This window comes from Vineibacter terrae, assembly GCF_008039615.1.
GTDB classification, from domain to species: domain Bacteria; phylum Pseudomonadota; class Alphaproteobacteria; order Reyranellales; family Reyranellaceae; genus Vineibacter; species Vineibacter terrae.
This window is the reverse complement of sequence record NZ_VDUZ01000014.1, coordinates 68,451-93,838: the sequence shown is the minus strand read 5'-3', so window position 1 is coordinate 93,838 and position 25,388 is coordinate 68,451. Positions and strand designations below refer to the sequence as shown.

At 69.7% G+C, this 25,388-nt stretch carries 14 protein-coding genes; 7 read left to right on the top strand and 7 right to left on the bottom strand.

The features are described from left to right. The first annotated feature begins 8 nt into the window (after positions 1 to 8). Both FHP25_RS14345 and FHP25_RS14340 read left to right on the top strand, forming a co-directional pair. Positions 9 to 1,169: an aromatic ring-hydroxylating oxygenase subunit alpha gene (locus tag FHP25_RS14345; RefSeq protein WP_147847625.1), complete on the top strand. Its 1,161-nt coding sequence runs from the start codon at positions 9 to 11 to the stop codon at positions 1,167 to 1,169. Then, on the top strand, positions 1,166 to 1,978 hold the full coding sequence (locus FHP25_RS14340) for an SDR family NAD(P)-dependent oxidoreductase (protein ID WP_147847624.1): 813 nt from the start codon (positions 1,166 to 1,168) through the stop codon (positions 1,976 to 1,978). Before FHP25_RS14345 ends, FHP25_RS14340 begins: the two co-directional genes overlap by 4 nt. Before the next feature lie 13 nt (positions 1,979 to 1,991). Here FHP25_RS14340 and FHP25_RS14335 read toward each other — a convergent pair whose 3' ends face one another. The 3 genes from FHP25_RS14335 to FHP25_RS14325 all read right to left on the bottom strand — a co-directional run bounded on the left by FHP25_RS14335 (position 1,992) and on the right by FHP25_RS14325 (position 4,707). After that, a complete protein-coding gene (locus FHP25_RS14335) occupies positions 1,992 to 2,747 on the bottom strand; it encodes a glycosyltransferase family 2 protein (RefSeq protein WP_147847623.1) in 756 nt (251 codons plus the stop codon). Between the two features lie 152 nt (positions 2,748 to 2,899). Continuing rightward, positions 2,900 to 3,430, bottom strand: a complete 531-nt coding sequence (locus tag FHP25_RS14330; RefSeq protein WP_147847622.1) for an aromatic-ring-hydroxylating dioxygenase subunit beta — start codon at positions 3,428 to 3,430, stop codon at positions 2,900 to 2,902. Further along, the gene (locus tag FHP25_RS14325) at positions 3,427 to 4,707 is read right to left on the bottom strand and encodes an aromatic ring-hydroxylating oxygenase subunit alpha (protein ID WP_147847621.1); all 1,281 of its coding nucleotides are present in this window, start codon (positions 4,705 to 4,707) and stop codon (positions 3,427 to 3,429) included. The genes FHP25_RS14330 and FHP25_RS14325 overlap by 4 nt, the downstream gene beginning before the upstream one ends. A 124-nt stretch (positions 4,708 to 4,831) precedes the next feature. Between FHP25_RS14325 and FHP25_RS14320 the strand changes: the two genes are divergently transcribed. Genes FHP25_RS14320 through FHP25_RS14300 form a run of 5 tightly spaced genes read left to right on the top strand, consistent with a single transcriptional unit; the run spans position 4,832 to position 9,265 of the window. After that, positions 4,832 to 5,932: an LLM class flavin-dependent oxidoreductase gene (locus FHP25_RS14320; protein ID WP_147847620.1), complete on the top strand. Its 1,101-nt coding sequence runs from the start codon at positions 4,832 to 4,834 to the stop codon at positions 5,930 to 5,932. 1 nt (position 5,933) lies between these two features. Beyond that, complete coding sequence (locus FHP25_RS14315; RefSeq protein WP_147847619.1) at positions 5,934 to 7,034, top strand: Rossmann-fold NAD(P)-binding domain-containing protein; 1,101 nt, start codon at positions 5,934 to 5,936, stop codon at positions 7,032 to 7,034. Continuing rightward, positions 7,035 to 7,418 (top strand): ester cyclase, encoded by a 384-nt coding sequence (locus FHP25_RS14310; protein WP_147847618.1) that lies wholly within the window; start codon positions 7,035 to 7,037, stop codon positions 7,416 to 7,418. A 13-nt stretch (positions 7,419 to 7,431) separates the two neighbouring features. After that, positions 7,432 to 8,556: a phosphotransferase family protein gene (locus FHP25_RS14305; protein ID WP_147847617.1), complete on the top strand. Its 1,125-nt coding sequence runs from the start codon at positions 7,432 to 7,434 to the stop codon at positions 8,554 to 8,556. Between the two features lie 46 nt (positions 8,557 to 8,602). Next, on the top strand, positions 8,603 to 9,265 hold the full coding sequence (locus tag FHP25_RS14300; protein ID WP_178133532.1) for a TetR/AcrR family transcriptional regulator: 663 nt from the start codon (positions 8,603 to 8,605) through the stop codon (positions 9,263 to 9,265). On the opposite strand, the gene FHP25_RS14295 is transcribed toward FHP25_RS14300, so the two are convergent. From FHP25_RS14295 to FHP25_RS14280, 4 genes are all read right to left on the bottom strand, one after another. After that, on the bottom strand, positions 9,266 to 9,949 hold the full coding sequence (locus FHP25_RS14295; RefSeq protein WP_147847615.1) for a glycosyltransferase family protein: 684 nt from the start codon (positions 9,947 to 9,949) through the stop codon (positions 9,266 to 9,268). Between the two features lie 182 nt (positions 9,950 to 10,131). After that, entirely contained in the window at positions 10,132 to 13,248 is a 3,117-nt protein-coding gene (locus tag FHP25_RS14290) for a CHAT domain-containing tetratricopeptide repeat protein (protein WP_147847614.1), read from the bottom strand. Then, positions 13,245 to 18,722: a beta strand repeat-containing protein gene (locus FHP25_RS14285; RefSeq protein WP_178133531.1), complete on the bottom strand. Its 5,478-nt coding sequence runs from the start codon at positions 18,720 to 18,722 to the stop codon at positions 13,245 to 13,247. Before FHP25_RS14285 ends, FHP25_RS14290 begins: the two co-directional genes overlap by 4 nt. Positions 18,723 to 18,942: 220 nt before the next feature. Beyond that, positions 18,943 to 24,885 (bottom strand): beta strand repeat-containing protein, encoded by a 5,943-nt coding sequence (locus tag FHP25_RS14280; protein WP_178133530.1) that lies wholly within the window; start codon positions 24,883 to 24,885, stop codon positions 18,943 to 18,945. Between the last annotated feature and the right edge of the window lie 503 nt (positions 24,886 to 25,388).

The following is a 25,388-nucleotide window of genomic DNA, read 5'->3' as shown; positions in this document are numbered from 1 at the left end:
GGCAGGCCATGCGCCAGGAACGACAGATCGAGCTGCTGGAGCGGCTGGTGGGCATCGACCCCAGCCTGCCCTGGACCTATGCCCCGGCCAGCATGCGCAACCCGGCGTCGGCCTACACCGACCCGGATCGCTTCGCGCAGGAGATGCGCGTGCTGTTCCGCGACCAGCCACAATTCGTCGGCCTGACCGGCGAATGCGCCACGCCGGGGGCGTACCTCACCACGACACTGGGCGGTGTGCCGATCGCGGTGATCCGCCAGGCCGACGGCAGCCTGCGCGCCGTCGTCAACGCCTGCCGCCATCGCGGCGCCACCCTGCTGGAAGGGCGCGGCAAAGGCGGCATGCGCCGGATCGTGTGCCCCTACCACGGCTGGACCTACGATACCGACGGGCAGCTGCTGCAGCGCCCGGCGGCGGCCCACGGCTTCGACGATGTGGGCGTGAGCTGCAACCTGCATGAGCGCGCGGTGGCGGAGAAATACGGCCTGATCTTCGTGCATCCCACCAGCGCCGCGCCGTTCGATGTCGATGCCGTGCTGCACGGCGCCCAGGACGAGCTCGCCGACTACAAGCTTGCCGACTACGTGCACATCGAGACGCGCACCAACAGCTGGCAGATGAACTGGAAGATGGTGCTCGACACCTTCACCGAGTCCTATCACATCCGCTGGCTGCACCGGAACACGATCGCCCCGTATTTCATGTGCGATCTGATCTTCGATGCGTTCGGCCCCAATCCGCGCACCATCGGCCTGCGCAAGACCGTGATCGACCAGCTCAAGGACAAGCCGCGCAGCGAATGGACGCTGCTGCCCTACTCGACGACGCAGTACTTCCTGGTGCCCAACGGCCTGCTCGTCTACCAGCTCGACCATATCGAGGTATGGCGGCTCACGCCCATCGATGTCGGCTCGGTGCAGGTGGCCACCAGCGTCTTCGCGCCCGAAGCGCCCAGGGACGAGAAGACGCTGCGCCACTGGACCAGGAACCTCGACGTCCTGCTGAAGGTGACGGAGAGCGAGGACTTCCCGCAGATGGAGCGCATCCAGAAGAACCTGGAATCGGGCGCCCTGCCCGAGGTCGTGTACGGTCGCATCGAGCCGGCGCTGGTGCACATGCACCGGGCGATCAACGAGGCCCTGGCCGCACGCGCCCAGGCGGCGGAATGAGCGAGGCCGGTCGGTTCGTCGGCAAGACCGCCGTCGTCACCGGCGGCTCGTCGGGAATCGGCCTTGCCGCCTGCCGCCGGCTGCATGACGAGGGCGCCAATGTCGTGATCGCAGCGCGACGCGCCGATACCGGCGCGCAGGTAGCCGCTTCCTTCGCTTCCGATCGCGTCCTTTTTCAGCCGACCGACGTCACACAGAGGTCGCAGCTCGACGCGCTGTTCGAGAGCGCGGTGGCGCGCTTCGGCCGGCTGGATGTCGTGGTCAACAACGCCGGCGCGGCATCGTTCGGGCCGGTCCAGACGCTGCGGGCGCAGAAATGGCGGCAGTCGATCGACATCAACCTGAACGCGGTCTTCGATGCCTGCCAGGCGGCCGTGCCACATCTGCGCGCCACCATCGCGGCCGGCCTGGCGACCGGCGCCGCCATCGTCAATGTCGCCTCGATCGCAGCCACAGGCGGCGATCGTGGCATGGCCGCCTACAACGCGGCCAAGGCCGGCGCCTTGAACTTCACGCGCAGCCTCGCGCTGGAACTGGCGCCCCACGGGATCCGGGTCAATGCCATCTCGCCCGGCGCCGTCGACACGCCGCTGGCTGCCGCGACGGCGCAGGTGCCGCGCATCGCCGCGGCTTTCAACGCGGCGATCCCGCTGGGCCGCTACGGCCGGCCCGAGGAGATCGCATCCGCCATCGCCTTCCTGGCCGCCGACGAAGCCAGCTTCATCACCGGCGCCAACCTGCTGGTCGATGGCGGTGTCTCTGCTGGCACCGGCCATCCCGACCTGACGCGCTTGTTCGACGGCTCGTAGCGACGCGCCGGCGCTACCAGGGAACGTGTCCGTACTTCTCCTGTAGCCACTGGTGCTCGAGCTGCGAGCGCCGGCCGGCCTCGCCGCCAGCCGCGATCTGCGCCATGCCGCCGCGGGAATTGACCGTGCGAACGACCAGGGGCGCTGGCTCGCTCGTATGCGCCAGGTCCGAGAAACGCGCCACGTTGTCTATCCAGGGCCGGCCGTGCGCGCCTGCCTCCAGGAGATGAAGCCGGCGCACGCCGGCCGCGTTCATGCGGCCCAGGTACTCTGTATCGACGTGAAAGCGGAAGCTTTCATCCAAGCCGCCGAGCCGGGCCCACAGCGAACGTGGCAACAGCCAGCCGCTGGGCGTAGCGAAATCGTTGATGCGAACGAACGTGCCGTCCTCCGACACCTCGCGCTGATTGCATGTGACGACGTCGTACCGGCCCAGTACCGCAAGGCCATAGGCCAAACGCTTGGGTTCCCACAAATCGTCGTCCTCCAGGAATGCCAGCGCATCGCCTGTCGCTGCGGCGGCGGCCGCATTGACGGCGCAGGCTTGCATCGCAAGACGACCATGGACGAAGCGGACGGCGTCATGCTGGGGCGGCTGCGCACCTGGATCGAGTCCGACGATGATCTCGATCGCAGTCCCCTCCAATCCTGTCTGTCCTCGAATGGACCGCAGCGCCCGATCGAGCCACAACGATTCATCGCCATGGCGCTGCAGTCGGCTGGGGATCACCACGGAGACTTTCACATGCGGCTCCCGCGCCAGCTGCATCGAGGATGGCGGGCCCGCGGGTCGGTCACACACCTGTCATCCCGAGCGCAGCGAGGGATCTCCTGCGAGAAACGCACGGTGCGCCATTCGCGGGAGATCCCTCGCTGCGCTCGGGATGACAGTGGCGATTCCTCTTCCACCGATCGCTGGCGCTAGATCAGGAACGCCATGTTCCACTGCGGCGCGGTCGCGGTCACGAGCTCGACGATCTTCTGCGACATGCGCAGTTCGCCGCCGACGCGGCGCAGCCGATGCGTGACCCGGCCGGGCCAGACGCGCAAGGTCGCGCCGGATTGCACGGCGAGCTCATAGAGCACGAAGTTCGATCCCACCGTGTAGGTGCCGGCAACGTCATCGATGGCCAGCACCTCGATGTTCGAGACGATGCGCCGCATCGGCGACGGCGGCGTCTGGGCGTGGCGCACGCCCGTCATCAGCTGGCGGATGCGGGTGGCCAGCCGCGGCCGGTTGTCGTTGATGTAGGACAGCCGTTCTGCGGGATCGTAGTCGGCCGCCCCTTTCGGCACCCAGTAGTGCATGTCGTCGGCGACCAGCTTTTCCCACTCGGCGTACCGCGACTCGTCGGCCAGCCGCGCCTCGAGATAGAGGAAGGCCTCGATCTCACGCCGCAACGGTTCGGGCACCAGCAGCGGCCGTGCCGTGGCCAGCTCGGTGGCGCTCATGCCCGGCTCTCCATCACGTGGCGGTAGTGGTGCCAGAAGGCGCGGTTCGTGGTCTCGTCGCTGACGTGACCGACCCGCGTGCCGTCCGGCTGCCGCTGCTCGCGCGCCCGGCCGCGGCTGAGATCGATCCAGCCGCCGCTGGCGCTGCTGCCGGAAGCGGGTGGGCGCAGCCCCTGGAAGCCCAGCTGCATGCGCTCGGCGATGATGGCGTCGTCGGGCACGATGAAGCTCGCCGGTCCCAGCGCCGCCTCGGACTGGCGCAGCAGGCGGCGGTTCAACGCGTCGTCCACGTCCTCGAGCTGGATCACCGTATGGGCATGCACCATCGAGCCGACGTCGAGCGGATCGATGCGCGCGATATTGACCTCGCCCAGGAACAGGTTGGGGAAGATGAAGCCGTGCGGCGGGCCGTCCCACAGCAGGCGCTCGGCCCGCGCCTTGCCGTGCCTGGCCTCCAGCGCGTCGCAATAGGCGCCGACCCGATCGCGGCCGACGCCCAGCCACGCCAGCTCGCGCGAATAGCTCGGCCGCAGGTCAAGCTCGGTGTGGCCACGGCCGTGATCGACGGCACGCGAGACATTGGCCGACTCACCACCGATGACCGTGTCGTGGTAGTAGTTGTCGGGCTGGGCGCGCAGCATCGAGGCGTGCACGAAGTCGAGATGGTAGCCGTCGCTGTCGCTCTCGGGCCACATCTTCCAGTTGGACTCGACCCGATGCCCGATCCAGCCGGCGCTGAGACGGATATTGCCGGTCGGCGACAGATCGCACAGCCGGTCGATCAGGTCCCGGCCGCCGGCGCCGAGATGGTCGGCCAGGGTGCCGGCATCGCCGGACATGTTGGCGAACACGAACCCGCGGTGGAGGCCGACCTGCCCGGCCCGGTCCAGCGGCATCTCGGCGCGGTCGCGGTCGAAGCCCGCCTTGTGCGAGACCGCCCGCAGGCTGCCGTCCAGGCCGAACGTCCAGCCGTGGTAGATGCACTGGAACGAGTTGCCGTTGCCGCGTTCGCGCCAGCACAGCCGGTTGCCGCGATGGGCGCAGCGATTGGCCAGCACATGGATGGCGCCGCCGCGGTCGCGCACCATGATCACCGATTCCCGGCCGACCTGGCGCGTGACCCAGTCGCCTGACTTGGGAATCTCCGAGTCGTGTCCGACGAACACCCAGCCGCGGCGGAAGATACGATCCATCTCGTCGGCGAAGACCTGGGTGTCGGTATACAGGCTGCCATGGACTCGATCCTCGAGGATCAGCGCTGCATATGGCGTGCTCATCCGTTTCCTCCTGCGCCTTGACGGCATTGAAGCGCTATCGCCGCGGCCTGACAAATCGTTTGATATTCTAATTTAATTTAGATTATGATGGATTACGCTCGCAGATACAAGGAGGAGGCGCCCCATGGATGTCGGGATTCAGATGGTGTTCTCGAGCCATGGCTGGCCCGGGATCAAGGACAGCCAGGTCGTGGACGAGGAGCTGCGCCTGGCGCGGGTCGCGGACGAGGTCGGCTTCGACGTCGTCTGGTCGGTCGAGCATCACTTCTTCGACTACTCGTTCTGCCCCGACAACGCGCAGCTGCTGTCGTACCTGGCCGCCGTCCTGAAGAACGCCGATGTCGGCACGGCGGCGGTGATCCTGCCGTGGAACGAGCCGCTGCGCGTCGCCGAGAAGATCGCGATGCTCGACCACCTGGCCGGCAGCCGCCTGCGCTTCGGCATCGGCCGCGGCCTGTCGCGCCGCGAGTTCGCGGCCTTCCGCGGCATCGCCATGGACGAGTCGCGCGAGCGCTTCGACGAGGCCGCCGGCATGATCCTCGAGGCGCTGCGCACCGGCTTCATCGAGGGCGGCGGCAAGTTCTACCCGCAGCCCCGGATCGAGATCCGGCCGCGGCCGGAGCGCAGCTTCGACGACCGGCTCTACGCCGTGGCCTCGAGCGAGGACTCCATCGAGTCGGCGGCCCGCATCAAGGCCACGATGGTGATGTTCGCCGACCGCTCGTGGGATCATCGCCTGCCGTCGATCGAGAAGCACCGCGCCCGCTACCGCGAGCTGCACGGCGCCGAGGCGCCGCCGCCGATGACCTGCGACTACTGCGTCTGCCTGCCCTCGCATGACGAGGCCAAGGAACTCGCCACGCAGCACATGGCGACGTACCTGGAGAGCGTGCTCGAGCATTACGAGGTGATGGGCAGCCACTTCGCCACCACCAAGGGCTACGGCGCCTACGCCCAGGCCGCCGAGGTGCTGCGCCGCATCGGCGAGAGCGGCTTCCTGAAGGGCTTCATGCAGGCCTCGGCCTGGGGCACGCCGGACGACGTGCTCAAGACGCTGGAAGCGCGCCGCAAGCTGCTGGGCTCGTTCGAGCTGGCGACCTCGTTCCGCTTCGGCGGCATCCCCTACGCCAAGGCCGAGCAGTCGCTGCGCCTGTTCGCCAAGGAGGTGCTGCCGGTGCTGAAGGGCTGGGACAAGGCCGCGCAGCGGCGGCGCACGGCGGCCTGACATGCGGGCGCTGGTCGTCGGCGGCACCGGACCGACCGGGCCGTTCATCGTGAACGGCCTGCGCGAGCGCGGCTGCAAGGTCACGATCTTCCATCGCGGCACGCACGAGATCCCCGAGATCCCGGACGACGTCGAGCACATCCACGGCGATCCGCATTTCGCCGAGACCATCGACAGGTCGCTGGCCGGCCGCACCTTCGATCTCACGATCGCCACCTACGGCCGCGTGCGGCTGCTGGCCTCGGCGCTGGCCGGCCGCACCGGGCGCTTCATCGGCATCGGCGGCTACGCCGCCTATCGCGGCTGGGTCGATCCCTACGCGCTCGACCCGCCGGGCATGACCAGCCCGGTGCCGGAGGAGGCGCCCGTCGTCGCCAGCGAAGCCGAGCAGCGCTTCGCCTGGCTGATCGCCCAGACCGAGCAGGCGGTGCTGCAGCAGCACCCGACCGGCACCGTGTTCCGCTACCCCTATGTCTACGGCCCCTACCAGGTGCGGCCGCGCGAGTGGTCGGTGATCCGCCGCCTGCTGGACGGGCGGCGCGAGATCATCCTGCCGCACTACGGGCTGAGCCTGTCGACGCATGGCTGGGCCGGCAATCTCGGCCATGCCGTGCTGCTGGCGGTCGACCGGCCTGAGGCGGCCGCCGGCCGCGTCTACAACTGCGGCGACCTCGAGCAGCTGACGCTGGCCCAGATCGTCGCGGTGATCGCCGCGACGCTGGATCGCAAGGTCGAGGTCATCCCGGTGCCCTACGAGGCCGCCGGCACGCACAAAGCAATGGTGCTCTCGCCGCTGGGCCACCAGCTGCTGGACCTGACGCGCATCCGCACCGAGCTGGGCTACAGCGACGTGCTCGACGTGCGCACGGCGCTGGCGCAGACCGTGCGCTGGTATGTCGACCACCCGCCCGAAGCCGGCGGCGACATCGAGCGGGCGCTGGGCGATCCCTTCGACTACGCCGCCGAGGACCGCCTGATCGCCGCCTGGCGCCAGGGGACGGCGCTGCTGCGCGAAGCCAGCGAGACGGTGCCCGAGATCGCGAGGCATCCTTACGCCCATCCCCGCCAGGCGGGGCAGGACCGCGACCAGAGGGGACGCTAGATGACCCGGACGCCCGTGCAGGTGGTCGATACCTATCTCGACGTGCTCTACAACCAGCGCCGCCTCGACCTCGTGCCCGAGCTGATCGCCGACCCGACCTGGCGGCATGCGCCGGGCGAGGTGAAGCAGCTGTCGCTGGCGCAGTCGATGGAACGCCTCGGCAAGCTGCTCGACCTCTGCCCGGTGCTGCGGTTCGAGACCGCGGTGCGGGTGGTCGAGGGACCGCTGGTGACCGTGGCCTGGAACGGCTGGAGCACGCAGACCAGCGGCAAGTCCTACACCATGAGCGGCATCGAGATCTTCCGGGTCATGGACGGCCGCATCGTCGAGATCTGGAACTCGCGCGAAGCCGCCGGCCTGTGGCAGGCGACGCAGACGTTCTGAGCGGTTCGATAGAATGGGCACGCCCTTGGGAGCGCCGGCTTCCAGCCGGCCCCGGCACGAAGCGTCGGATCATGAGCCGGCTGGAAGCCGGCGCTCCCAGCTGCTCGACAGCGCGGCCGCCCGCGACCGCTTCGCCGCCTGGCTGTCGCGCAGCCTGGGGCAGCCGGTCGCGCTGGGCGCCGCGGCGCCGCCGGCATCAAGCGGCGGCTGGTCCAACGAGACCCTGCTGGTCGACCTGACCCAAGGTCCGCTGCCGCGGGTGGTGGTGCGCGCCAAGCCCGACGGGCCGGCGATGTTCCGCGACTACGACGTCGGCCGCGAGCACCTGGTGCTGAGCGGCCTGGCCGGCCGCGCGCCGGTGCCGCCGGCCCTGGCGGTCGATCCGGACGGCGCCGTGCTGGGACGCCCGATGCTGGTGAGCGGCTTCGTCGCCGGACGCGTGCCCAGCGACGACCGGCCGAGCTTCGCCGAAGCCGGCTGGCTGTTCGAGGCCGCGCCCGCCGACCAGAGGCGCTTCATCGACTCCCTGCTGCAGGCGCTGCACAAGGTGCACGCCGTCGACTGGCGCCGCCTGGGGCTGGCGCCGCTGGCGCGGGACCGTGACCAGCCGCTGCATGGCGAGATCGCCTGGCACCGCGCGCTGCACGACTGGGGCGCCGGCGACGACCGCCATCCCGTGATCGAGCGCGGCTTCGCGGCCGTGCTGGACGCCGTGCCTGCAGCCCCGGCGCCGTGCCTGCTGTGGGGCGACGCCCGGCCGGCCAACGTGATCGCGCACGGCTTCGAGGTGGCGGCGCTGCTCGACTGGGAGCTGGCGGGCATCGGCCCGGCCGAGCTCGACATCGCCTGGCTGCTGGAGATGAACCGCATGCGCACGACCGGCTCGGGCGTGGCGCCGCTGCCCGGCTTCCCCGGCGACGACGCCCTGGTGGCGGCATACGAGGGCGTGGCCGGCCGCACACTGGACGACCTGGGATGGTACCGGCTGTTCGCTGCCCTGAAGATGGCGGTGCTGATGGAGCGCCACCTGCGGGTCGCGATCGCGCGCGGGCGGCTGGCGGCGGGCCATCGCCTGCTGCGCGACAATGTGGCGCTGCGGCGGTTGAACGAGCTTGGGGAAACGCGGGCGGGACGCTAGAACGCCGCCATCCGCGGCAGCGAAGGACGCAACGATGGGACGGGTGATGGCGCGGCATAGGACGGCGGCCAAGGCGGAAGCCAGGCGGCGGGCGCCGGGCGATGCCGGCGAGGCGCCGCCGCTGCGCAAGTCGGAGGCGACTCGGCTGCGCATCCTGGACGCCGCCGCCCGGGTCTTCGCCCGGCGCGGCTATGCCGACACCCGCCTCAGCGACATCGCCCAGGAGGCCGGCACCTTCGCCGGCAGCATCTACTACTACTTCGAGTCGCGCGAGGAGCTGGTCGAGGAGGTGCTGCGGCTGGGCGTCACCGGCGTCTTCGAGGCGGTGCGCGACAAGGTCGAGGCGCTGCCGCCGGGCGCCAGCTACCGCGAAAAGCTCACGGTGGCGATGGAGACCCACCTGTCGTTCACCCTGGCGGAGAACGACTTCGCCACCGCCAACCAGCGGCTGTTCGCCCAGGTGCCGGGCGAGATCCGGCTGCGCCACATCCATGTGCATCGCGCCTACGGCAACTACTGGCGCAGGCTGCTGGAGGGCGCGCGCCGGGCCGGCGAGATCCGCCGCGACATCGACCTCTCGGTGCTGCGCCTGCAGATCCTGGGCGCGATCAACTGGACGATGGAGTGGTACAAGCCGGGCAAGCGCAGCATCGAGCAGATCGCGAACCAGCTCGCCACCACCGTGTTCGACGGCGTCGCCGCCGCCTGATCAGCCGCGCAGCAGCTCGGCCATGCTGCCGGCGAAGGCGGTCGTGCCGTGATGCCGCAGCTCGATCCGCGGATCGAGCCAGACCTGGCCGCCGATGGCGCGCCAGCGCCGGCAGAAGCCGTAGTCCTCGGACAGGTACAGCCGCTCGCCGTCGGCATCGTCGAGCAGGCAATCGAACAGCGCGTAGGTGAGCTGGCGCTGCTGCGGCGACAGCCCCTCGCTGCCGCCGTAGCGGGTCTGCGGGTAGGCCTGCATCATGCGCTCGAGCGCGCCGCGGCGGATCATCAGGAAGCCGGCGGCGGCTTCCTTGATCTCGATCGGCCCCGACGCGGCGCGCGGGCCGTCGAGGAAATTGACGGCGTAGGCACGCGGCATCACCTTCTTGGGGTAGGCGCCGCAGATGACGTCCTTGTCGGCGCCGAGCAGCGCCACGACGGCCTCGGCCGGCCACTCGATGTCGGCGTCGATGAACATCAGGTGGGAATGCCCGGACGCCATGAAGACGGCGACCAGCGTGTTGCGGGCGCGCGCCACCAGGCTGTCGCCGGCGGCCGTCACCAGCTCGTGGCGGATGCCGTGCGCCGTCAGCGCCGCGCAGGTGCGGACCATCGACAGGAGGTAGGCGCTGGTGACGACCCCGCCATAGCAGGGCGTGGCCAGCATCAGGCCTGAGACCGTCGTCATGCCGGGACTCCAACACCTCGGCCCGCGAGAGCGCCATGGTATTCACAGATCTTCACTGTCATCCCGAGCGCCAGCGAGGGATCTCCCGCGAAAGACGCACGGTGCGCCATCCGCAGGAGATCCCTCGCTGGCGCTCGGGATGACAGTCCTATTTTTCGGAACGGGACGCGGCCGTCCGATCCTCAGCCGCCGGCGTAGACGAAGGGTGCCCAGTAGAAGGGGTGGGCCCAGCGCACCGGGTCGGTGCCGGCGCCGGCGCCGTCGATCATGCCCACCTGCACGTTGCGCAGCGACACCGGGGCGCGCGTGCCCTTGGCCGTGTCGGTCAGCAGGTTGATCATCATCAGCGTCGTCGACTCGTCGGCCACGTTCCAGTGCGAGGCCAGCACGCCGCGCGTGCCGGCGGTGAAGAACGAGCGCGCCAGGCCGGAGAAGGCCTCGCCGGCGCTACGCCCGTCGGGCCCGGCCGTGTTGCAGGCCGACAGCACCACCAGGTTGGCATCGAGCCGCAGGGCGGCGATGTCAGCCGCCGTCAGCAGCGCCTCGCCGCCGGTGCCGGCGCCGGTCAGCACCACCGGCTGCTGCAGGCAGCGCAGCTCCGTGGGCAGCAGCGCGTGCGACGCGAAGTGCACGATGCGGTAGCGGTCGAGCCCGCCGCGCTGCACCGACGAGCGGCTGAAGGCGGGGCCGATATGGGCGCCGGCGCGGCCGGCCCCCAGCTTGTCGGCCGTCAGCGCCACCTCCGATGCCGCCAGCGCCAGCGGCGGCAGCGTGGCAAGCTCGCGCGCATCAGTGCCGCAGGCGGCCGGCACCGGCGTGGCGCCGTCACGCGCCACCTGCAGCGCCTGCGCCGCCGCCGCCGTCGAGATCGGCGTGAAGCCGCCGTAGCCGACATAGGCGTTGGGCGCCCGCGAGCGTGCCGCGACGCCGCGCAGCAGCACCAGCGACTGCGCCGCCGGCACGTAGGACAGCGTCATCGACTTCACCAGCCATGCCACCTGCTTGTAGTCGGCGGGGCCGGTGATGGGCGGCGGCGCCTGGGTGACGAGCAGGGCGAAGGGCAGCGACTGCAGGGCGCCGTCGGTCGCCACGATCAGCTCGCGCGCGCCGGCCAGCCGCGCGGCCACCGGCCCGAGCAGCTTCTGGTAGAGGTCGTAGGCCAGCGCCACGTCGTAGGGCGGCAGCTCGCCGCGCGCGTCGGGCATGAAGGCCCGGCGCAGCGCCTGCACCGTCTGCGCCGCCTGCGCCAGCGACAGGTTGATCGGATAGGCGGTCACGGCGCCGTCGCGCGCCAGCACGCCGTAGCCGCCCTTCTCGCCCAGCACGATCTGCAGGAAGGCATCGCCGGCGCCCAGCCGCGCCAGCAGGTCGGCCGCCGTCGGCTGGCCATGCAGGAGCTGGAAGTAGTTGGGGAAGTCGCGGCGCACCGCCTGCTCGGCGGCATCCCGCGCCTTGGTGGCGTCGGCGACCTGGCGATCGATGTCCTGCACCACGGACGCGTCGGCGCCGGCGTTGGTGGCGATGTCGCGGCGCTGGTACAGCTCGGCCAGCGCCTGCTCCTGGTCCTGCAGCGCCTTGACGCTGGGATGGGCGCTGCCCATCCGCAGCGCCGCCTGGGCCACGAAGGCGGCGGTGACGCCTGAGCCGATCAGCTGCGTGGCATCGAACATCTCGACCGCGCGCGCGCCCGACAGCGAGCGCGAGCCGGCGGCCAGCGCGTCGAGATAGGGGAACACGGTCTCGGACGGCACGGTGTTGCGCCGCGCCCGCAGCATCTGCGCGCCGCTGCGGAACTCCGACAGCGCCGCCGACGGATTGCCGCGCTGCAGCCGCACCGCCCCCGACTCGAAGTAGGTCTTGGCCGCCGGCTGCGACTGCGGCAGCGCATCGCTCAGCCCGCGCGCCGAGCCGCCCAGCTCGCTGCTGGCGCGGTTGAGGTTCCGCGCCGCCTCGGCGCCCAGGCCGGCGACGCGCACGATGCGCCAGCGCACGCCGCCGGGATCGGCGCCGACCGCCTGCAGCAGCGCGATGCCCTTGCTGGCATAGGCCTGGCTCTGCTCCGGCTGGTTGTCGCCCAGCGCCAGCAGGGCGCGGGTACGGTAGATCTCGGCGACGCCCTGCGCCGCCCATTCGGTGTTCGGGGTCACGACCGCCGGCGACGAGCCGATGCGGCTGCCTTCATCGCGCCGCGGATCGACGAAGAGCTGGCCGCGCACGCCGTAGGCCACCACCGGCGCGTCGGCCGGCGGGCGCACCGTGGCGCGTTCCACCAGCGTGCGCAGGTCGGGCGCCGCGACGTAGTACTGCGCCTCGGCGTCGTCCAGCGCGGCGCGCGCCTGGGCGCGGCGGCCCTGGTTGGCCAGATGCTGGGCCACGTACTGGCGCACCCGGGCGCGAATCAGCGGGTCGCGCGTGTTGGCGGCCAGGGCTTCGGCGCGGCGGAACAGCGTGCTCGCCTCGTCGAAGCGGCCCTGGTTGCTGATGTTCATCGCCAGATGCGCCATCGGATCGGCCTGGTCGGGATTGTCGCGCCCGAACAGGCGCTGCTGCAGCGCCAGCGCCTCGCGGTAGTTGCGCTCGGCCGGGCCGTATTCCTCCTCGATGTTGTGCCGCGCGCCCAGGCGCATCAGCGCCGCGTAGCGGTCGGCGTCGGCGGCGTTGTAGGTCGCCGCGTAGCGGCCGCCCAGGGCCGTGGTGATGGTGCTGGCGCGGCCGCCGCCGGCGCCGCCGCCGGCCAGCGCCGCGATGGTGGCCTCGATCGCCGGCGCCGCCGTCGACAGGCCCTCGCCCAGGAAGGTCGAGCCGCCGCGCGCCGTCGCCACCGCGACATAGGGCACGCCGCCGGAGCGCCGGGCGCAGGCCAGCAGCGCCGCCGGCTGGCCCGCCAGGGTCGTGGCCGAGCCACGTTCACAGAAGGCGCGGCTGTCGAGCAGGCCGCGCCACACGCCCGACGCGGTCCATGCCGCGAGCCCGGCGCTGTCGCTGGTGCCGTCGACCTGGTAGACGCGCGCCACCGGATCGCCGGCCTTGCCGCAGCGGATGTCGACCGTCTGGCGCGCCCGCATGACGGGCTCCGGCGCCACCGGCTCGTAGACGCAGGCCTCGCCGGTGCGCGTCTGCCCCGCCGGGCTGCCCGCCGGCGCCGGCGGCTGCTGCGCCAGCGCGCTGGTCGTCGCCAGCAGCGCGGCGAGGAATGCGACCGTGGCGCTCGCTTCCCCGCAGCGCGGGCGTCCCGCCTGCTCATGAGCGGGCCGGAGGCCCGCGGTCCTCGAGGACTTGGACCGTGCGATGTCGCTCATTGTCCACCCCGCGCGGCGCGCTGCTTGCGCCGCTCCTCGTCGATGTTGAAGAAGTATTCGTTGCCCTGGTTCACCAGGATCACGCTCGACAGCCCCAGCGGCGTCGGCGGGCTGCGGTCGGTGGCGAAATTGATCACCAGGGGCTGCTGCGGCACGCCGACCAGGCGGCCGGGGTCATCTGGCGGCCGCTGCACCGTCGGCGGGATCTCGATCTCCTCTTCCGGCGGTGGCGGCGGCGTCGGACAGATGCCGCTGCCGATCGGGCACTCGTTGAACGTCTGCACGTCCACGACCGCGCCGCGCCGGCGCACATAGAAGCCCGCAAACGTCGTGGCGTCGAACGGCTCGCCGAAGGACGCCGTCACCGAATGCGGCTGCGTCGGATCGACCTGCCGCACGCTGCCGGTCAGCGCGATCGGGTTGCTGTGCGCCACATAGACGCCCAGCAGGCCGAACGTGCCGCTGCCCCCGACCGTCGCGCCCGGGCCGCCCACGAGGTACATCGTCGTGTCGCCGGCGTTGACATTGGTCAGCAGGATGCCGCCGTCCGGGTTGGGGCCGATCGGGATCGCCGACGTGCCGTTGGGCGGCGTCACGCTCGACTTCAGCGCGTCGAAATTGCCGGGCACCAGCGCCGGGCTGCCGGTCAGGTCCAGCACCACCAGGTTGGGCGACCCGGAGCCGCTGTCGAACGACACGTTGTCGAGGATGATCTCGCTGCCCGTCGCGCCGGCCACCCGGCGCAGCAGCACCAGGCCGTCCGCCGCCGTCAGCGTCGTGTTGCTGGCGGTGATGTCGCCGGTGCGGATGGCCAGCTCCAGGGTCGCGCCGAAGCCGGCATGCGCGCCGTCCACCGTCGCCACCAGGCTGTCGCCGGCGACACCGCCGGCGGGCACGGTCACGCTGGCGTTGTTGATCAGCCGGAAGTCGCCCAGCGTTTCGGAGCCGCCGGTCGCGATGCCGGAGATGAAGCGCACATTGTTCAGCCCGGCTGCCGTTGTCAGGTTGACGCTGCCGGCACGCGCCAGCAGCGCGTTGGCCACGACACCGCCGGTCGCATCCTGGAAGATGTCGCCCGGTGCGCTCAGGCGAACCGTGGCACCCACGGCCGCCAGCCCGTTGATGAACTGGATGCCGCTGGTGCGCGACACCAACGTGACGTCGCCGCCCGTGGTGAAGATCGCGCTGTTGGGCGGCGCGCCTTGTGTATCGCCCGTGTCGCGCTGGCCGATCAGCCGCGTGCCGGACCCGCCGGTCGTGACCACCGGGATGAAGGTGCCGTCGACGTAGCGGAACGTGCCGCTCTGCGTGCCCAGCGCCGTGTCGCTGATGCGCGCGATATGCGCGATGCCGGCCACCGAGTTGTCCTGGGTCAGCTCGACCCCGCCGCTGCCCAGCACCGCCGTCGCCAGATGCCCCACGCGCAGCGGCGCCGTCTGGCCGATCGCCGTGCCGGTCGCGGCCGATTCGAGCACCAGCGTCTCGATCACCGATGTCCCGAAGCTCGACGTGATGAGGTCCAGGCCCTGGATCGTGATCGCCCCTGTCGCGCTTTCCTGCGCCGTCGTCGCACCACCCAGCACCGTGCCCGCGGCACGGCCGATCGAGCCGAGACGCAGGGTGCCGGTGCGGACGGCGCCGATCAGACCCGACTCCGTCATGAGCGTGCCGGTCGTGCCGCCGGCGCCGCCGACCACCATTGCCGTGCCCGCCGTCGTCGGCCGCAGCACCGTGACACCCGTCGGGTTGTCGGCCGGCTGCGTACCCGCTGCTATGCCGCCGATGCGCGCACCCGGCAGGATGTCGATGGTGTTCGCGGCGATGTCAAGGTAGCGGCCGGCGCCGATGGTGATGCCGATCGGGAACGTGGACACTTGGCCGATCGACACCGTGTTGGCATCGACATAGCGGAAATCACCGCCCGCCGCACCGACCAGGGTGACAACGTCGTTGGTCGCGCTCGCGAGGTCGACGGAACCCGAAGCGGTCGCCGTGAGCGAAGCCGTAAAGCCGGGACCGCCGGACGCGACGATGTTGCCGCCTTCTTGGACAATATCTCCGGCGCTGCTGTCGAGGTCGACTATCGGAGCAGAGATGGTGCCGGCGGTCTGGAGGATGCCGCCGCTGCCGATCAGCGTGACCTGGCCGGTCGGTGCCTGGACATCGCCGTTGATCGTGAGCAGGCCGCTGCTCGACAGCGTGACACCGGCCGTGCTGCCCTGGGATCGCAGGCCGCCGCTGGCCACGGTCAAAGACTTCGTGCTGAAGATCTGGATCTGGCCGAAGTTGGCCACGCTCAGCACCGACCCGATCGTGTCGATCGCATTGCCCGGGTTGGTGATGGTGACATCGAAGTCCGCCGTGAAATTGATGACGCCGGCGACGACGGGAGCAGCGGAGAGATTGATGGAACTACCGGAATTCAGGTTCAGCGTGCCGCCGCTACCGACGTCGATCGTGCCACCGGCGGTGTTGAAGATCGCCCCCGGGTCGCTCAGCGTCACGACGGTGTTGATGGCGATCAGGGGGCTGCTGACAATGATGGTCCCGATCGATGTCGATGTCAGCTCGACACTGCCGCCTGTCATGAAGAAGCCATCACGCAGGCCCACCAGCGGCAGCGGCTGCGGTCCACTCCCGATCGTGCCCACCGTCACGGTGTTGCTGCCGGTGAACTGGTAGGCGCCGGACTGGATTCCGAGCGCCGTGTCGTTGATGCGCGCGACATGCGAGATCGTGTTCGCCGCGTTGGTGGCATTGGTCAGGGTGACCGAGCCGCCACCCAGCGTCGCAGTGGCCAGGGCGCCGACCCGAAGGAAACCCGTCTGAGTGATTGATCCGGCGCCTGTCTCGAGCACCAGCGTGCTGACCCCTGACCCAAAAAGATTCAGATTCAGTTGTTGAACCGTGACCGCTCCGGCGGCGCTCTCCTGCGCCGTCGTCGCGCCGCCCAGCACCGTGCCCGCGGCGCGACCGATCGAGCCGATGCGCAATGTGCCGGCGGCGATGCCGGCGATCAGGGCATCTTGGGTCAGGGTCGTTCCGGTCGTGCCGCCGATCACCATCGGCGTCCCTGCCGTCAACGGCCGGAACACCACGCTGCCGGTCGGATTGTCCACGATACCTTCGCCAAAAAACATCGTGCCGACCCGACCGGTCACTGGTCCCGAAAGCGTGCCGGTCTCTCTTGTGATCGCGATCTGATCGGCGGCAATGTCGACAAAGCCGCCAGCCCCGACCGTAATTCCCTGAACAGACGCAATCGTTCCCGAACCGACGTTGACGACGTTTCCAATGCCCAAACTGACATCATTGCCATCTACATACCGGAAGCTCGTCCCGGCCGAACCGGCGATAAAGGTCACGTCATTCGTCGGGCTGGTGAGCTGCACGGCACCACTGGCAGAGGCCTGGAGCTTATTGGCAACGATATTGCCCCCTCCCTGGACGATCGATGTGTTTGTCCCCGATGTGGCGGTCAGTGACACGATATCGCTGGTGATATCGCCGTTGATGGACAGCACGCCGCTTGTGGTGATCGAGACCAGGCTACCGCCGGCGGTGCTGGAACCGCTGGCCGACACGTTTGCGACAGTCAGGGATTTGCCGCTGACGATCTGGATGTTCGCCTGCCCGGCGGTGGTGGCCGTTCCGCTGACGGCGCCAATCAAGTTGCCTGGGGCATTGATGATGACGCTGCCGTTCTGCGACGTGAAGTTGACTGTGCCTGCAGTGACAGAGGCGGCACCGAGATTGATTCCGCCGGTGGAATTCAAAGTCAGCGTACCGTTGCCCAGGGAGATCACCCCGGTGGCAGCGTTGGTGATGCTTCCGAACTGAGTGGTGGTGATCACCAGATTTGCGTCGCCTGGCGTCGAAACAGGCGCGTTGATGGCGATCGAGCCCGGCGCGGTCAGCGTCAGCGTCCGCCCGTTCGGGATGCTCACGGCATCGGCTACGGTAATCGAGCCAAGGAGCGACGTTCCCGTTCCTCCGGCTGCGTCGACAACGACGTTGGCGTTCGCCAGCGCATTCTGCAGCGTCGTCACTGTCAGAATAGACGCCGCACTGTTGCCTGTGATGGTGTTGGGATCGCCGCCAGTCGCCGATGTATCATTGGTTCCGGCAGCCTGGATGGTGATGTCGCTGGGGTCGAGCAGCAGCGTGCCCACCGTGCCCAGCGGCGCGCGAAGGTCGGTGAATCCGTGATAGTCCAGGTGCTGCTTGCCCGACACCTCCGCGAAGCCGCCGTCGCCGCCCTTCAAACCGCCCTTCGCCGAGATCGTGCCCCCGAACACCGTCGCGTTGTCTGACCACACGATCACCGTGCCGCCATTGCCCAGGCGCGTCGCATCGGCGTTGATCCGCGCCCCGGTCTCCACCGTCGTGTCGCGCGCGTTCGCCACAGGGCCCTTGCCCTGGTAGCTGCCCCCGATGTTCACACGACCGCCGCCCGACGCGCCCGACGCGTCGATCACCGCCGTCGACGCCACGTTCACCTTGCCGCCCGAAGCCGTCGCGATCACCTGGCCGCCGCGCTGGCCGACGGTCTTGCCCGACACGTCCAGCGTGCCCGTCACGTTCACCGTCGCGCCCTCGCCGCCCAGCACCAGGACGCCGCCCTCCTGGCTCACCGCCTGCGCCCGGATCGCGCCGCCCACGTTCACCACGTTGTCGACCACGCTGCCCGCCGCACGCGCCGTCATCTGCACCACGCCGCCGTCGGCGTTGATCGTCCCCGTGTTCGACGCCAGCGCCACCTTGCGGCCCTGTGCGTCCGTCGGCTGGCGCGACACAGGCTGGCCAAGCTGGAAGTTGATCAGACCGTCACCCGCCAGGTCGACCGTGAACGTCTCGGCGCCGCCGATCGTCACCCGCCCCAGCCGCGCGTTGATCGTGCCGTTGTTGGCCGCCATGTTGCCCACGAGGCCGACAAGACCGCCGTCCCGCACCGTGATGCTGCCGTTGTTCACCACCCCGGCGTTGGCGTTCGGCGACGCCACGTCGAACGTCACCGGCCCGCCCGCCATGAACCGCTTCGCGTCGCTGATGTTGGCCGTCGACGCCACCAGCGCGCCCACGTTCACCTGCGCCCCGTTGGCGAAGAACACCCCCGCCCCGTTCACCAGCACGATCTGCCCGTTCGCCGTCAGCTGGCCCGCGATCACGGACGGATCCGGCCCCGTCACACGGTTCAGCGTCACCGCGCTCGCCCCGGGCTGCTGGAAGTCGACCCGCGAGCCCTGCCCGATCGAGAAGCTCTGCCAGTCGATCACGCCCCGGCTGCTGCTCTGGTTCACCGTCACCTGGCTCGGCGCCGTCGTGATCGTGGCGCTGCCGCCAACCACCTTGCCGCCCGTCGGCACCTGCGCCACTGCCGGCGCCGTGAACGACAGCACGCCCCAGCCAACCAGCGCACCAAGCGCCGTCGCCGCCAGCAATCCGCCACGCAGCCCGCTACGCGTCCCGACCACTGGTCCGCTGACCCCAACCCGAGCCCGCAATGCGCTCGCCCTCATCACCGATCGCCGCCGTGCCATTCTACGAACCTCAATTCAGCCAATAACTGTCAGCCAGGACTTGTCGTCATCCTCGCTCAAGTTTCCGTTGCCATCCCAACGCACCGATGTCTCCGCGTGACGCCCGCATGATGAAGGCGAGTGAGCGCAACCCAAAGCGTGCTTTCAAGAGCGCTCATTGTCCACCCCGCGCGGCGCGCTGCTTGCGCCGCTCCTCGTCGATGTTGAAGAAGTATTCGTTGCCCTGGTTCACGAGGATCATGCTCGACAGGCCCAGCGGCGTCGGCGGGCTGCGGTCGGTCGTGAAGTCGATCACCAGCACGTCCTGTGGCGTGCCGACCGCGGTGCCAGGCGCATCCGGCGGACGCTGCACCGTCGGCGGAATGTCAACGACGCAGATGCCAGAGCCGATCGGGCAGCCATTGAACGTCTGCACGGCCACCGGCGGCCCGATGCGCCGCACGTAGAAGCCGGCGAACGTCGTGGCGTCGAACGGTTCGGTGAAGCCCGCCGTCACCGAATGCGGCGCCGTCGGATCCACCGTGCGCACGCTGCCCGTCAGCGCGATCGGGTTGGCATGCGACACGTACACACCCAGGAGCCCGAACGTGCCGCTGCCGCCTACGGCCGAGCCCGCCCCGCCCACCAGGTACATCGTCGTGTCGCCGGCGTTCACGTTGTTCAGCACGATGGTGCCGTCGGCGTTCGGCCCGGCCGCGATCGGCGAGGTGCCCTGGGGCGGCGTCACGCTCGTCTTCAGCGCCGCGAAATTGCCCGACAGCAGGTCCGCGCTGCCCGTCAGGTCCAGCACCACCAGGTTCGGCGGGCCGACCTCGCCGCCCGAGAACGACGTGCCGTTGAGGATGATCTCGCTGCCGGTGGCACCCGCTACCCGCCGCAGGAGGATCAGGCCGCTGTCGGCGTAGAGGGGGGCGTTGACCGTGATGTCGCCGGTCGCGATCGCCAGCTCCAGGGTCGATCCGAATGCCGCCTGCACACCCGCCACCGTCGGCACCAGGCTGTCGCCAGCCACGCCCGCGGCAGGCACGGTCACGCTGCTGGCGTTGATCAGCCGGAAGTCGCCCAGCGTCTCCGAGCCGCCCGACGCCACGCCGGCGATGAAACGCACGTTGTTCAGGCCTGCCGCCGCCGACAGGTCGACGCTGCCGGCGCGCGCCAGCAGCGCGTTGGCCACGACACCGCCGGTCGCATCCTGGAAGATGTCGCCCGGCGCGCTCAGCCGCACCGTGGCGCCGACGGCGGCCAGCCCGTTGATGAACTGGATGCCGCTGCTGCGCGACACCAGCGTCACGTCGCCACCCGTGGTCAGGATCGCGCTTTCGGGCGGCGCCCCCGGCGCAGTGCCGCTGTCGCGCTGCCCGATCAGGGGTGTGCCGGCGCCGCCGGCCGTGACCACGGGGATGAAGGTGCCGTCGACGTAGCGGAACGTGCCGCTCTGGGTGCCCAGCGCCGTGTCGCTGATGCGCGCGATATGCGCCAGCCCGGCCACCGAGTTGTCCTGGGTCAGCTCGACCGCGCCACTGCCCAGCACCGCCGTCGCCAGGTGCCCCACGCGCAGCGGCGCCGTCTGGCCGATCGCCGTGCCGGTCGCGGCCGATTCAAGCACCAGGGTCTCGATCGCCGAGGCCCCGAAGCTCGACGTCAGCAGATCCAGGCCCTGGATCGTGATCGCGCCAGCCGCGTTCTCCTGTGCCGTCGTCGCGCCGCCCAGCAGCGTGCCCGCCGCACGGCCGATCGAGCCGATGCGCAGCGTGCCGGTGCGAACGCTGCCGACGAGGGCCGCTTCCGTCAGTCCGGTGCCGCCTGTGCCGCCGATCACCAGGGGCGCACCCGCCGTCGTCGGCCGCAGCACCGTCACGCCCGTCGGGTTGTCGGCCGGCCCGCCCGATCCCGCGATCGCGCCGATCTTGGCGCCGGCCACGATGCTGATGCCGTCGGCCGAGATGTCGAGATACCGGCCGGCGCCGATGGTGATGCCAAAGCCCATGCCGGCCTCACCCAGCACGACAGCGTTGGCGTCGACGTAACGGAAGTCGCCGCCGGCCGAGCCAAAGACATTGGCCACATCATTGGTCACGCTGACGAGCTGCACACTATCGCCGGCGATGGCGTTGAGGTTGGTGGCGATGATGTTGCCACCCGTCTGGATGATGGATGTCCCCGCACCGGATGAGAGGTTGACCTGCGGGCTGGTGATCGTGCCCGCCGTCTGCAGGACGCCGCCGACTCCGGACAGAGCGGCTGCCAAGCCAGCATTGATGTTGCCGTTCACGGTCAGCAGGCCGCTCGACTGAAGAAGAACGATGCCTGCGGTGGTGATGCCGCCGCCGGCAACCGTCATCGGCACCGAGCTGCCGATGGCGATGATGTTGACGCCTTCCGAGGAGGCGGCCGTGCTCGGCGTCGTCGCCAGGGTGCTGATGGCATTCCCGGCATTGGTCAGAAGCACATTGCCGTCGGCGCTGTTGAAGTTGACGACGCCGGCCCTTACCGGGGCCAGGCTGAGATTGATGCCGCCGAAATCGGCCGTCATGATCAGGCTGCCGTTGCCGACATCGATCACGCCCGTCGCCGTGTTGTTGATCGGACCTGCCGAGTTCAGGGTCACGACGGCGTCGATGGCGACCAGGGGACTGCTGATCACGATGGTGTCGCTCGCCGTCGATGTCAGGCTGACATTGCCGCCGGTCGTCACGATGGCGGCGTTGGCCGGCAGGCCGGCTGTGGCGCCGCTGTCGCGCGCACCGACCAGCGGCAGGGCCGCTGAACCGAGCGCGCCCACCGTCACGGTGCCATTGCCCGTGAACTGGTAGGTGCCGGTCTGTGTGTCCAGCGTCGTGTCGCTCAGCCGGGCGACATGGGCGATCGTGTTGACGAAATTGAATGCGTTGGTCAGCACGACCGAGCCGCCGCCCACCACGGCGGTGGCAAGCGCGTTGACAGCCAGGGAACCGGTCGCCGCCTGCGTGATCGATCCGGTGCCGGACTCGAGCACCAGGGTCCCGACCGCCGAGCTGAAGAGGTTAAGTCCTTGAATTGTGATCGCGCCGGCGGCGCTTTCCCCCGTGGTCGTGGCGCCGCCGAGGGTGGTGCCCGCGGTACGGCCGATCGAGCCGATGCGCAGCGTGCCGGCGGCGATGCCGGCGGTCAGGGCACCTTCGGTCAGCGTCGTTCCGGTCGTGCCGCCGATCACCATCGGCGTCCCTGCCGTCAACGGCCGGAACACCACGCTGCCGGTCGGATTGCTGACCACCCCTTCGCCGAGAAACATCGTGCCGACCTTGCCGGTCACGATCCCCGACGTGTCAGTCACCGTCGTGATTGCGATCTTGTTGGCCGCAATGTCGACAAAGCTACCGGCTCCGATCGTGATCCCTTGGACAAACCCTACCGAACCCGATCCAAAGTCGAAGACGGAGCCAATACCCAGGCTGATGTCGTCTGCATCGACATAGCGGAAGCTCGTTACCGCCGAGCCGGCGATGAAGTTCACGTCGTTCGTCGGGCTGGCGAGCGAGACCGAAGCGCCGGAGTCCACCCGCAGCGCGTTGGCAATGATGCTGCCACCGGTCTGCTCGATAGAACCAACGGTCGTCTCAAGGACGACACCCGGGTCCAGGACACCCGGCAGAGAGCTTTTGGTGGCAGCGGAGCTGATCTTGCTGCCGGCCTGCAGCAGGATGCCGACGCCGTTCGCGTCGGCACCGTCGGCATCCAGGTTCACGGCACCCAAGGCACCGGTCTGCGCGATGCTGCCCGCGACGATGATCTGGCCGCTGGCCCCAATGGAGACGGTCTGGTCGGCAGATATGTTGCCAGTGCTTGTCACGGAGACTGGTGCGCCGACGCCGGTCGCGTTGATATCGACACCCCCCGACGCTGCCGGGCTCGTGATGGTGCCGCTCACAACGACCTGGCCAGCCGATGTGATGGTCACAAGGCCGCCGGCGGTGCTCGTGATGCTGCCGTTCACGGTCGCTGTGCCAGCCGTGATGGTCACGTCGCCGGCGCCGCTTATACTGCCGTCCACGAGGACCTGGCCGGGGGCGCTTACGTCGACGGTTGTCGCGGAAGATATGCTGCCGGCGCTGCCCACCGTCGCGGACGCGCCAGTTGATGCAATCGTGACGGATCCCGATGTGCTGGTGCTGGAAACGCTGCCGCTCACGAGCACTTGCCCGTCGGACTTGATATTCACGACCCCACCGGCGCTGATCCCGCCGGATCCGACCGTCATCGCCGTCTTGCTGACGATGGTGATGTTGCCCAAGATCGAACCTGCCGAACTCGGTCCGGCGGCGACCGTGCCGATGGCGTTATTGGCATTGGCCAGGTTGACACTGCCACCAGCATTGAAGTTGACCACGCCAGCGGTCACAGGAGCGGTGCCGAGAGCGATGCTGCCGGTGGCGTTTAGGGTCAGCGTGCCGCTGCCCAGCGAGATCGAACCCTTGTCGTTGTTGAAGATCCCACCCCCTTTCGTCAACACGACGAGATTGGCGTTGCCACCGACAGTCGTCGATATGGCCGCGTTGATGCTGATGTCATCCGTGCCGTTCAGCGTCAGCGTCCGTCCGTTGGGGATGATCACCGGATCGGCGACGGTGATGCTGCCGGCGCCATCATTCGTCCCGGCGGCCGCGTCAACAACGACGTTGGCGCTCGTCAATGCGTTCTGCAGCGTCGTGACGCTCAGAGTAGAGGTGGCGCTATCGCTGAAGATGGTCCCAGGAGTGGTCGTGGTATCGATGTTCGCATCGGCACCGGCGCTGATCGTGATGTCGCTGGGGTCGAGCAGCAGCGTGCCCACCGTGCCCAGCGGCGCGCGAAGGTCGGTGAATCCGTGATAGTCCAGGTGCTGCTTGCCCGAGACCTCCGCGAAGCCGCCGTCGCCGCCCTTCAGGCCGCCCTTCGCCGAGATCGTGCCCCCGAACACCGTCGCGTTGTCAGACCACACGATCACCGTGCCGCCATCGCCCAGGCGCGTCGCATCGGCGTTGATCCGCGCCCCGGTCTCCACCGTCGTGTCGCGCGCGTTCGCCACAGGGCCCTTGCCCTGGTAGCTGCCACCGATGTTCACCTTGCCGCCGCCAGACGCGCCTGATGCGTCGATCACCGCCGTCGACGCCACGTTCACCTTGCCGCCCGAAGCCGTCGCGATCACCTGGCCGCCGCGCTGGCCGACGGTCTTGCCCGACACGTCCAGCGTGCCCGTCACGTTCACCGTCGCGCCCTCGCCGCCCAGCACCAGGACGCCGCCCTCCTGGCTCACCGCCTGCGCCCGGATCGCGCCGCCCACGTTCACCACGTTGTCGACCACGCTGCCCGCCGCACGCGCCGTCATCTGCACCACGCCGCCGTCGGCGTTGATCGTCCCCGTGTTCGACGCCAGCGCCACCTTGCGGCCCTGTGCGTCCGTCGGCTGGCGCGACACAGGCTGGCCAAGCTGGAAGTTGATCAGACCGTCACCCGCCAGGTCGACCGTGAACGTCTCGGCGCCGCCGATCGTCACCCGCCCCAGCCGCGCGTTGATCGTGCCGTTGTTGGCCGCCATGTTGCCCACGAGGCCGACAAGACCGCCGTCCCGCACCGTGATGCTGCCGTTGTTCACCACCCCGGCGTTGGCGTTCGGCGACGCCACGTCGAACGTCACCGGCCCGCCCGCCATGAACCGCTTCGCGTCGCTGATGTTGGCCGTCGACGCCACCAGCGCGCCCACGTTCACCTGCGCCCCGTTGGCGAAGAACACACCTGCGCCGTTCACCAGCACGATCTGCCCGTTCGCCGTCAGCTGGCCCGCGATCACGGACGGATCCGGGCCCGTCACCCGGTTCAGCGTCACCGCGCTCGCCCCGGGCTGCTGGAAGTCGACCCGCGAGCCCTGCCCGATCGAGAAGCTCTGCCAGTCGATCACGCCACGGCTGGTCGTCTGGTTCACCGTCACCTGGGTCGGCGCCGTCGTGATCGTGGCGCTGCCGCCCACCACCTTGCCGCCCGTCGGCACCTGCGCCACCGCCGGCGTCGTGAACGACAGCACGCCCCAGCCAACCAGCGCCGAAAGCGCCGTCGCCGCCAGCAGATGGGCCCGCCGGCTCATCCTTGCCCTCGAAGGCAGGGCTTTCGCACGCGACACCGCCGTCGCGTCTTCCTCTCCCGGCGGGAGCGCTACGGAGTGGACATGTCTCTGCTCCCCACGCAGTGCAGGGCATTCGCATATGACGTCGCTGTCATCCCGAGCGCCAGCGAGGGATCTCCTGCGGCAAGGCGCACGGTGCGCCCTTCGCGGGAGATCCCTCGCTACGCTCGGGATGACGGAAGGGGCGTATGCGAATGCCCTGCCACCTCCCCCAACTGCGTTGGGGGAGGGTTCACCCGCGGCACCAGCACGCGTGCCGGAAGCCGCCACCGTCGCGTCCTCCTCTCCCCGCGGGTAGGAACGTTCAGGCCATGCGGCAAGAACAGGGACTGATCGTTCGTACCCCTCACCCTCCCATCGCTTCGCGATGGGCCCCGCCCTCTCCCCGCTGCCGCGGGGTGAGGGGTGAGCCGCTGACGCGTTCGTCCTCGTCTCGGATCGCTGCCGTGCCATGATCGCACCCA

Excerpts from the sequence above, each read along its gene's own strand:
- FHP25_RS14330 (WP_147847622.1), bottom strand. The coding sequence starts at position 3,430 with ATGAGCGCCACCGAGCTGGCCACGGCACGGCCGCTGCTGGTGCCCGAA.
- FHP25_RS14315 (WP_147847619.1), top strand. The coding sequence starts at position 5,934 with ATGCGGGCGCTGGTCGTCGGCGGCACCGGACCGACCGGGCCGTTCATC.
- FHP25_RS14280 (WP_178133530.1), bottom strand. The coding sequence starts at position 24,885 with ATGAGCCGGCGGGCCCATCTGCTGGCGGCGACGGCGCTTTCGGCGCTG.
- FHP25_RS14340 (WP_147847624.1), top strand. The coding sequence starts at position 1,166 with ATGAGCGAGGCCGGTCGGTTCGTCGGCAAGACCGCCGTCGTCACCGGC.
- FHP25_RS14310 (WP_147847618.1), top strand. The coding sequence starts at position 7,035 with ATGACCCGGACGCCCGTGCAGGTGGTCGATACCTATCTCGACGTGCTC.
- FHP25_RS14335 (WP_147847623.1), bottom strand. The coding sequence starts at position 2,747 with ATGCAGCTGGCGCGGGAGCCGCATGTGAAAGTCTCCGTGGTGATCCCC.
- FHP25_RS14345 (WP_147847625.1), top strand. The coding sequence starts at position 9 with ATGCGCCAGGAACGACAGATCGAGCTGCTGGAGCGGCTGGTGGGCATC.
- FHP25_RS14325 (WP_147847621.1), bottom strand. The coding sequence starts at position 4,707 with ATGAGCACGCCATATGCAGCGCTGATCCTCGAGGATCGAGTCCATGGC.
- FHP25_RS14320 (WP_147847620.1), top strand. The coding sequence starts at position 4,832 with ATGGATGTCGGGATTCAGATGGTGTTCTCGAGCCATGGCTGGCCCGGG.
- FHP25_RS14290 (WP_147847614.1), bottom strand. The coding sequence starts at position 13,248 with ATGAGCGACATCGCACGGTCCAAGTCCTCGAGGACCGCGGGCCTCCGG.
- FHP25_RS14305 (WP_147847617.1), top strand. The coding sequence starts at position 7,432 with ATGGGCACGCCCTTGGGAGCGCCGGCTTCCAGCCGGCCCCGGCACGAA.
- FHP25_RS14295 (WP_147847615.1), bottom strand. The coding sequence starts at position 9,949 with ATGACGACGGTCTCAGGCCTGATGCTGGCCACGCCCTGCTATGGCGGG.
- FHP25_RS14300 (WP_178133532.1), top strand. The coding sequence starts at position 8,603 with ATGGCGCGGCATAGGACGGCGGCCAAGGCGGAAGCCAGGCGGCGGGCG.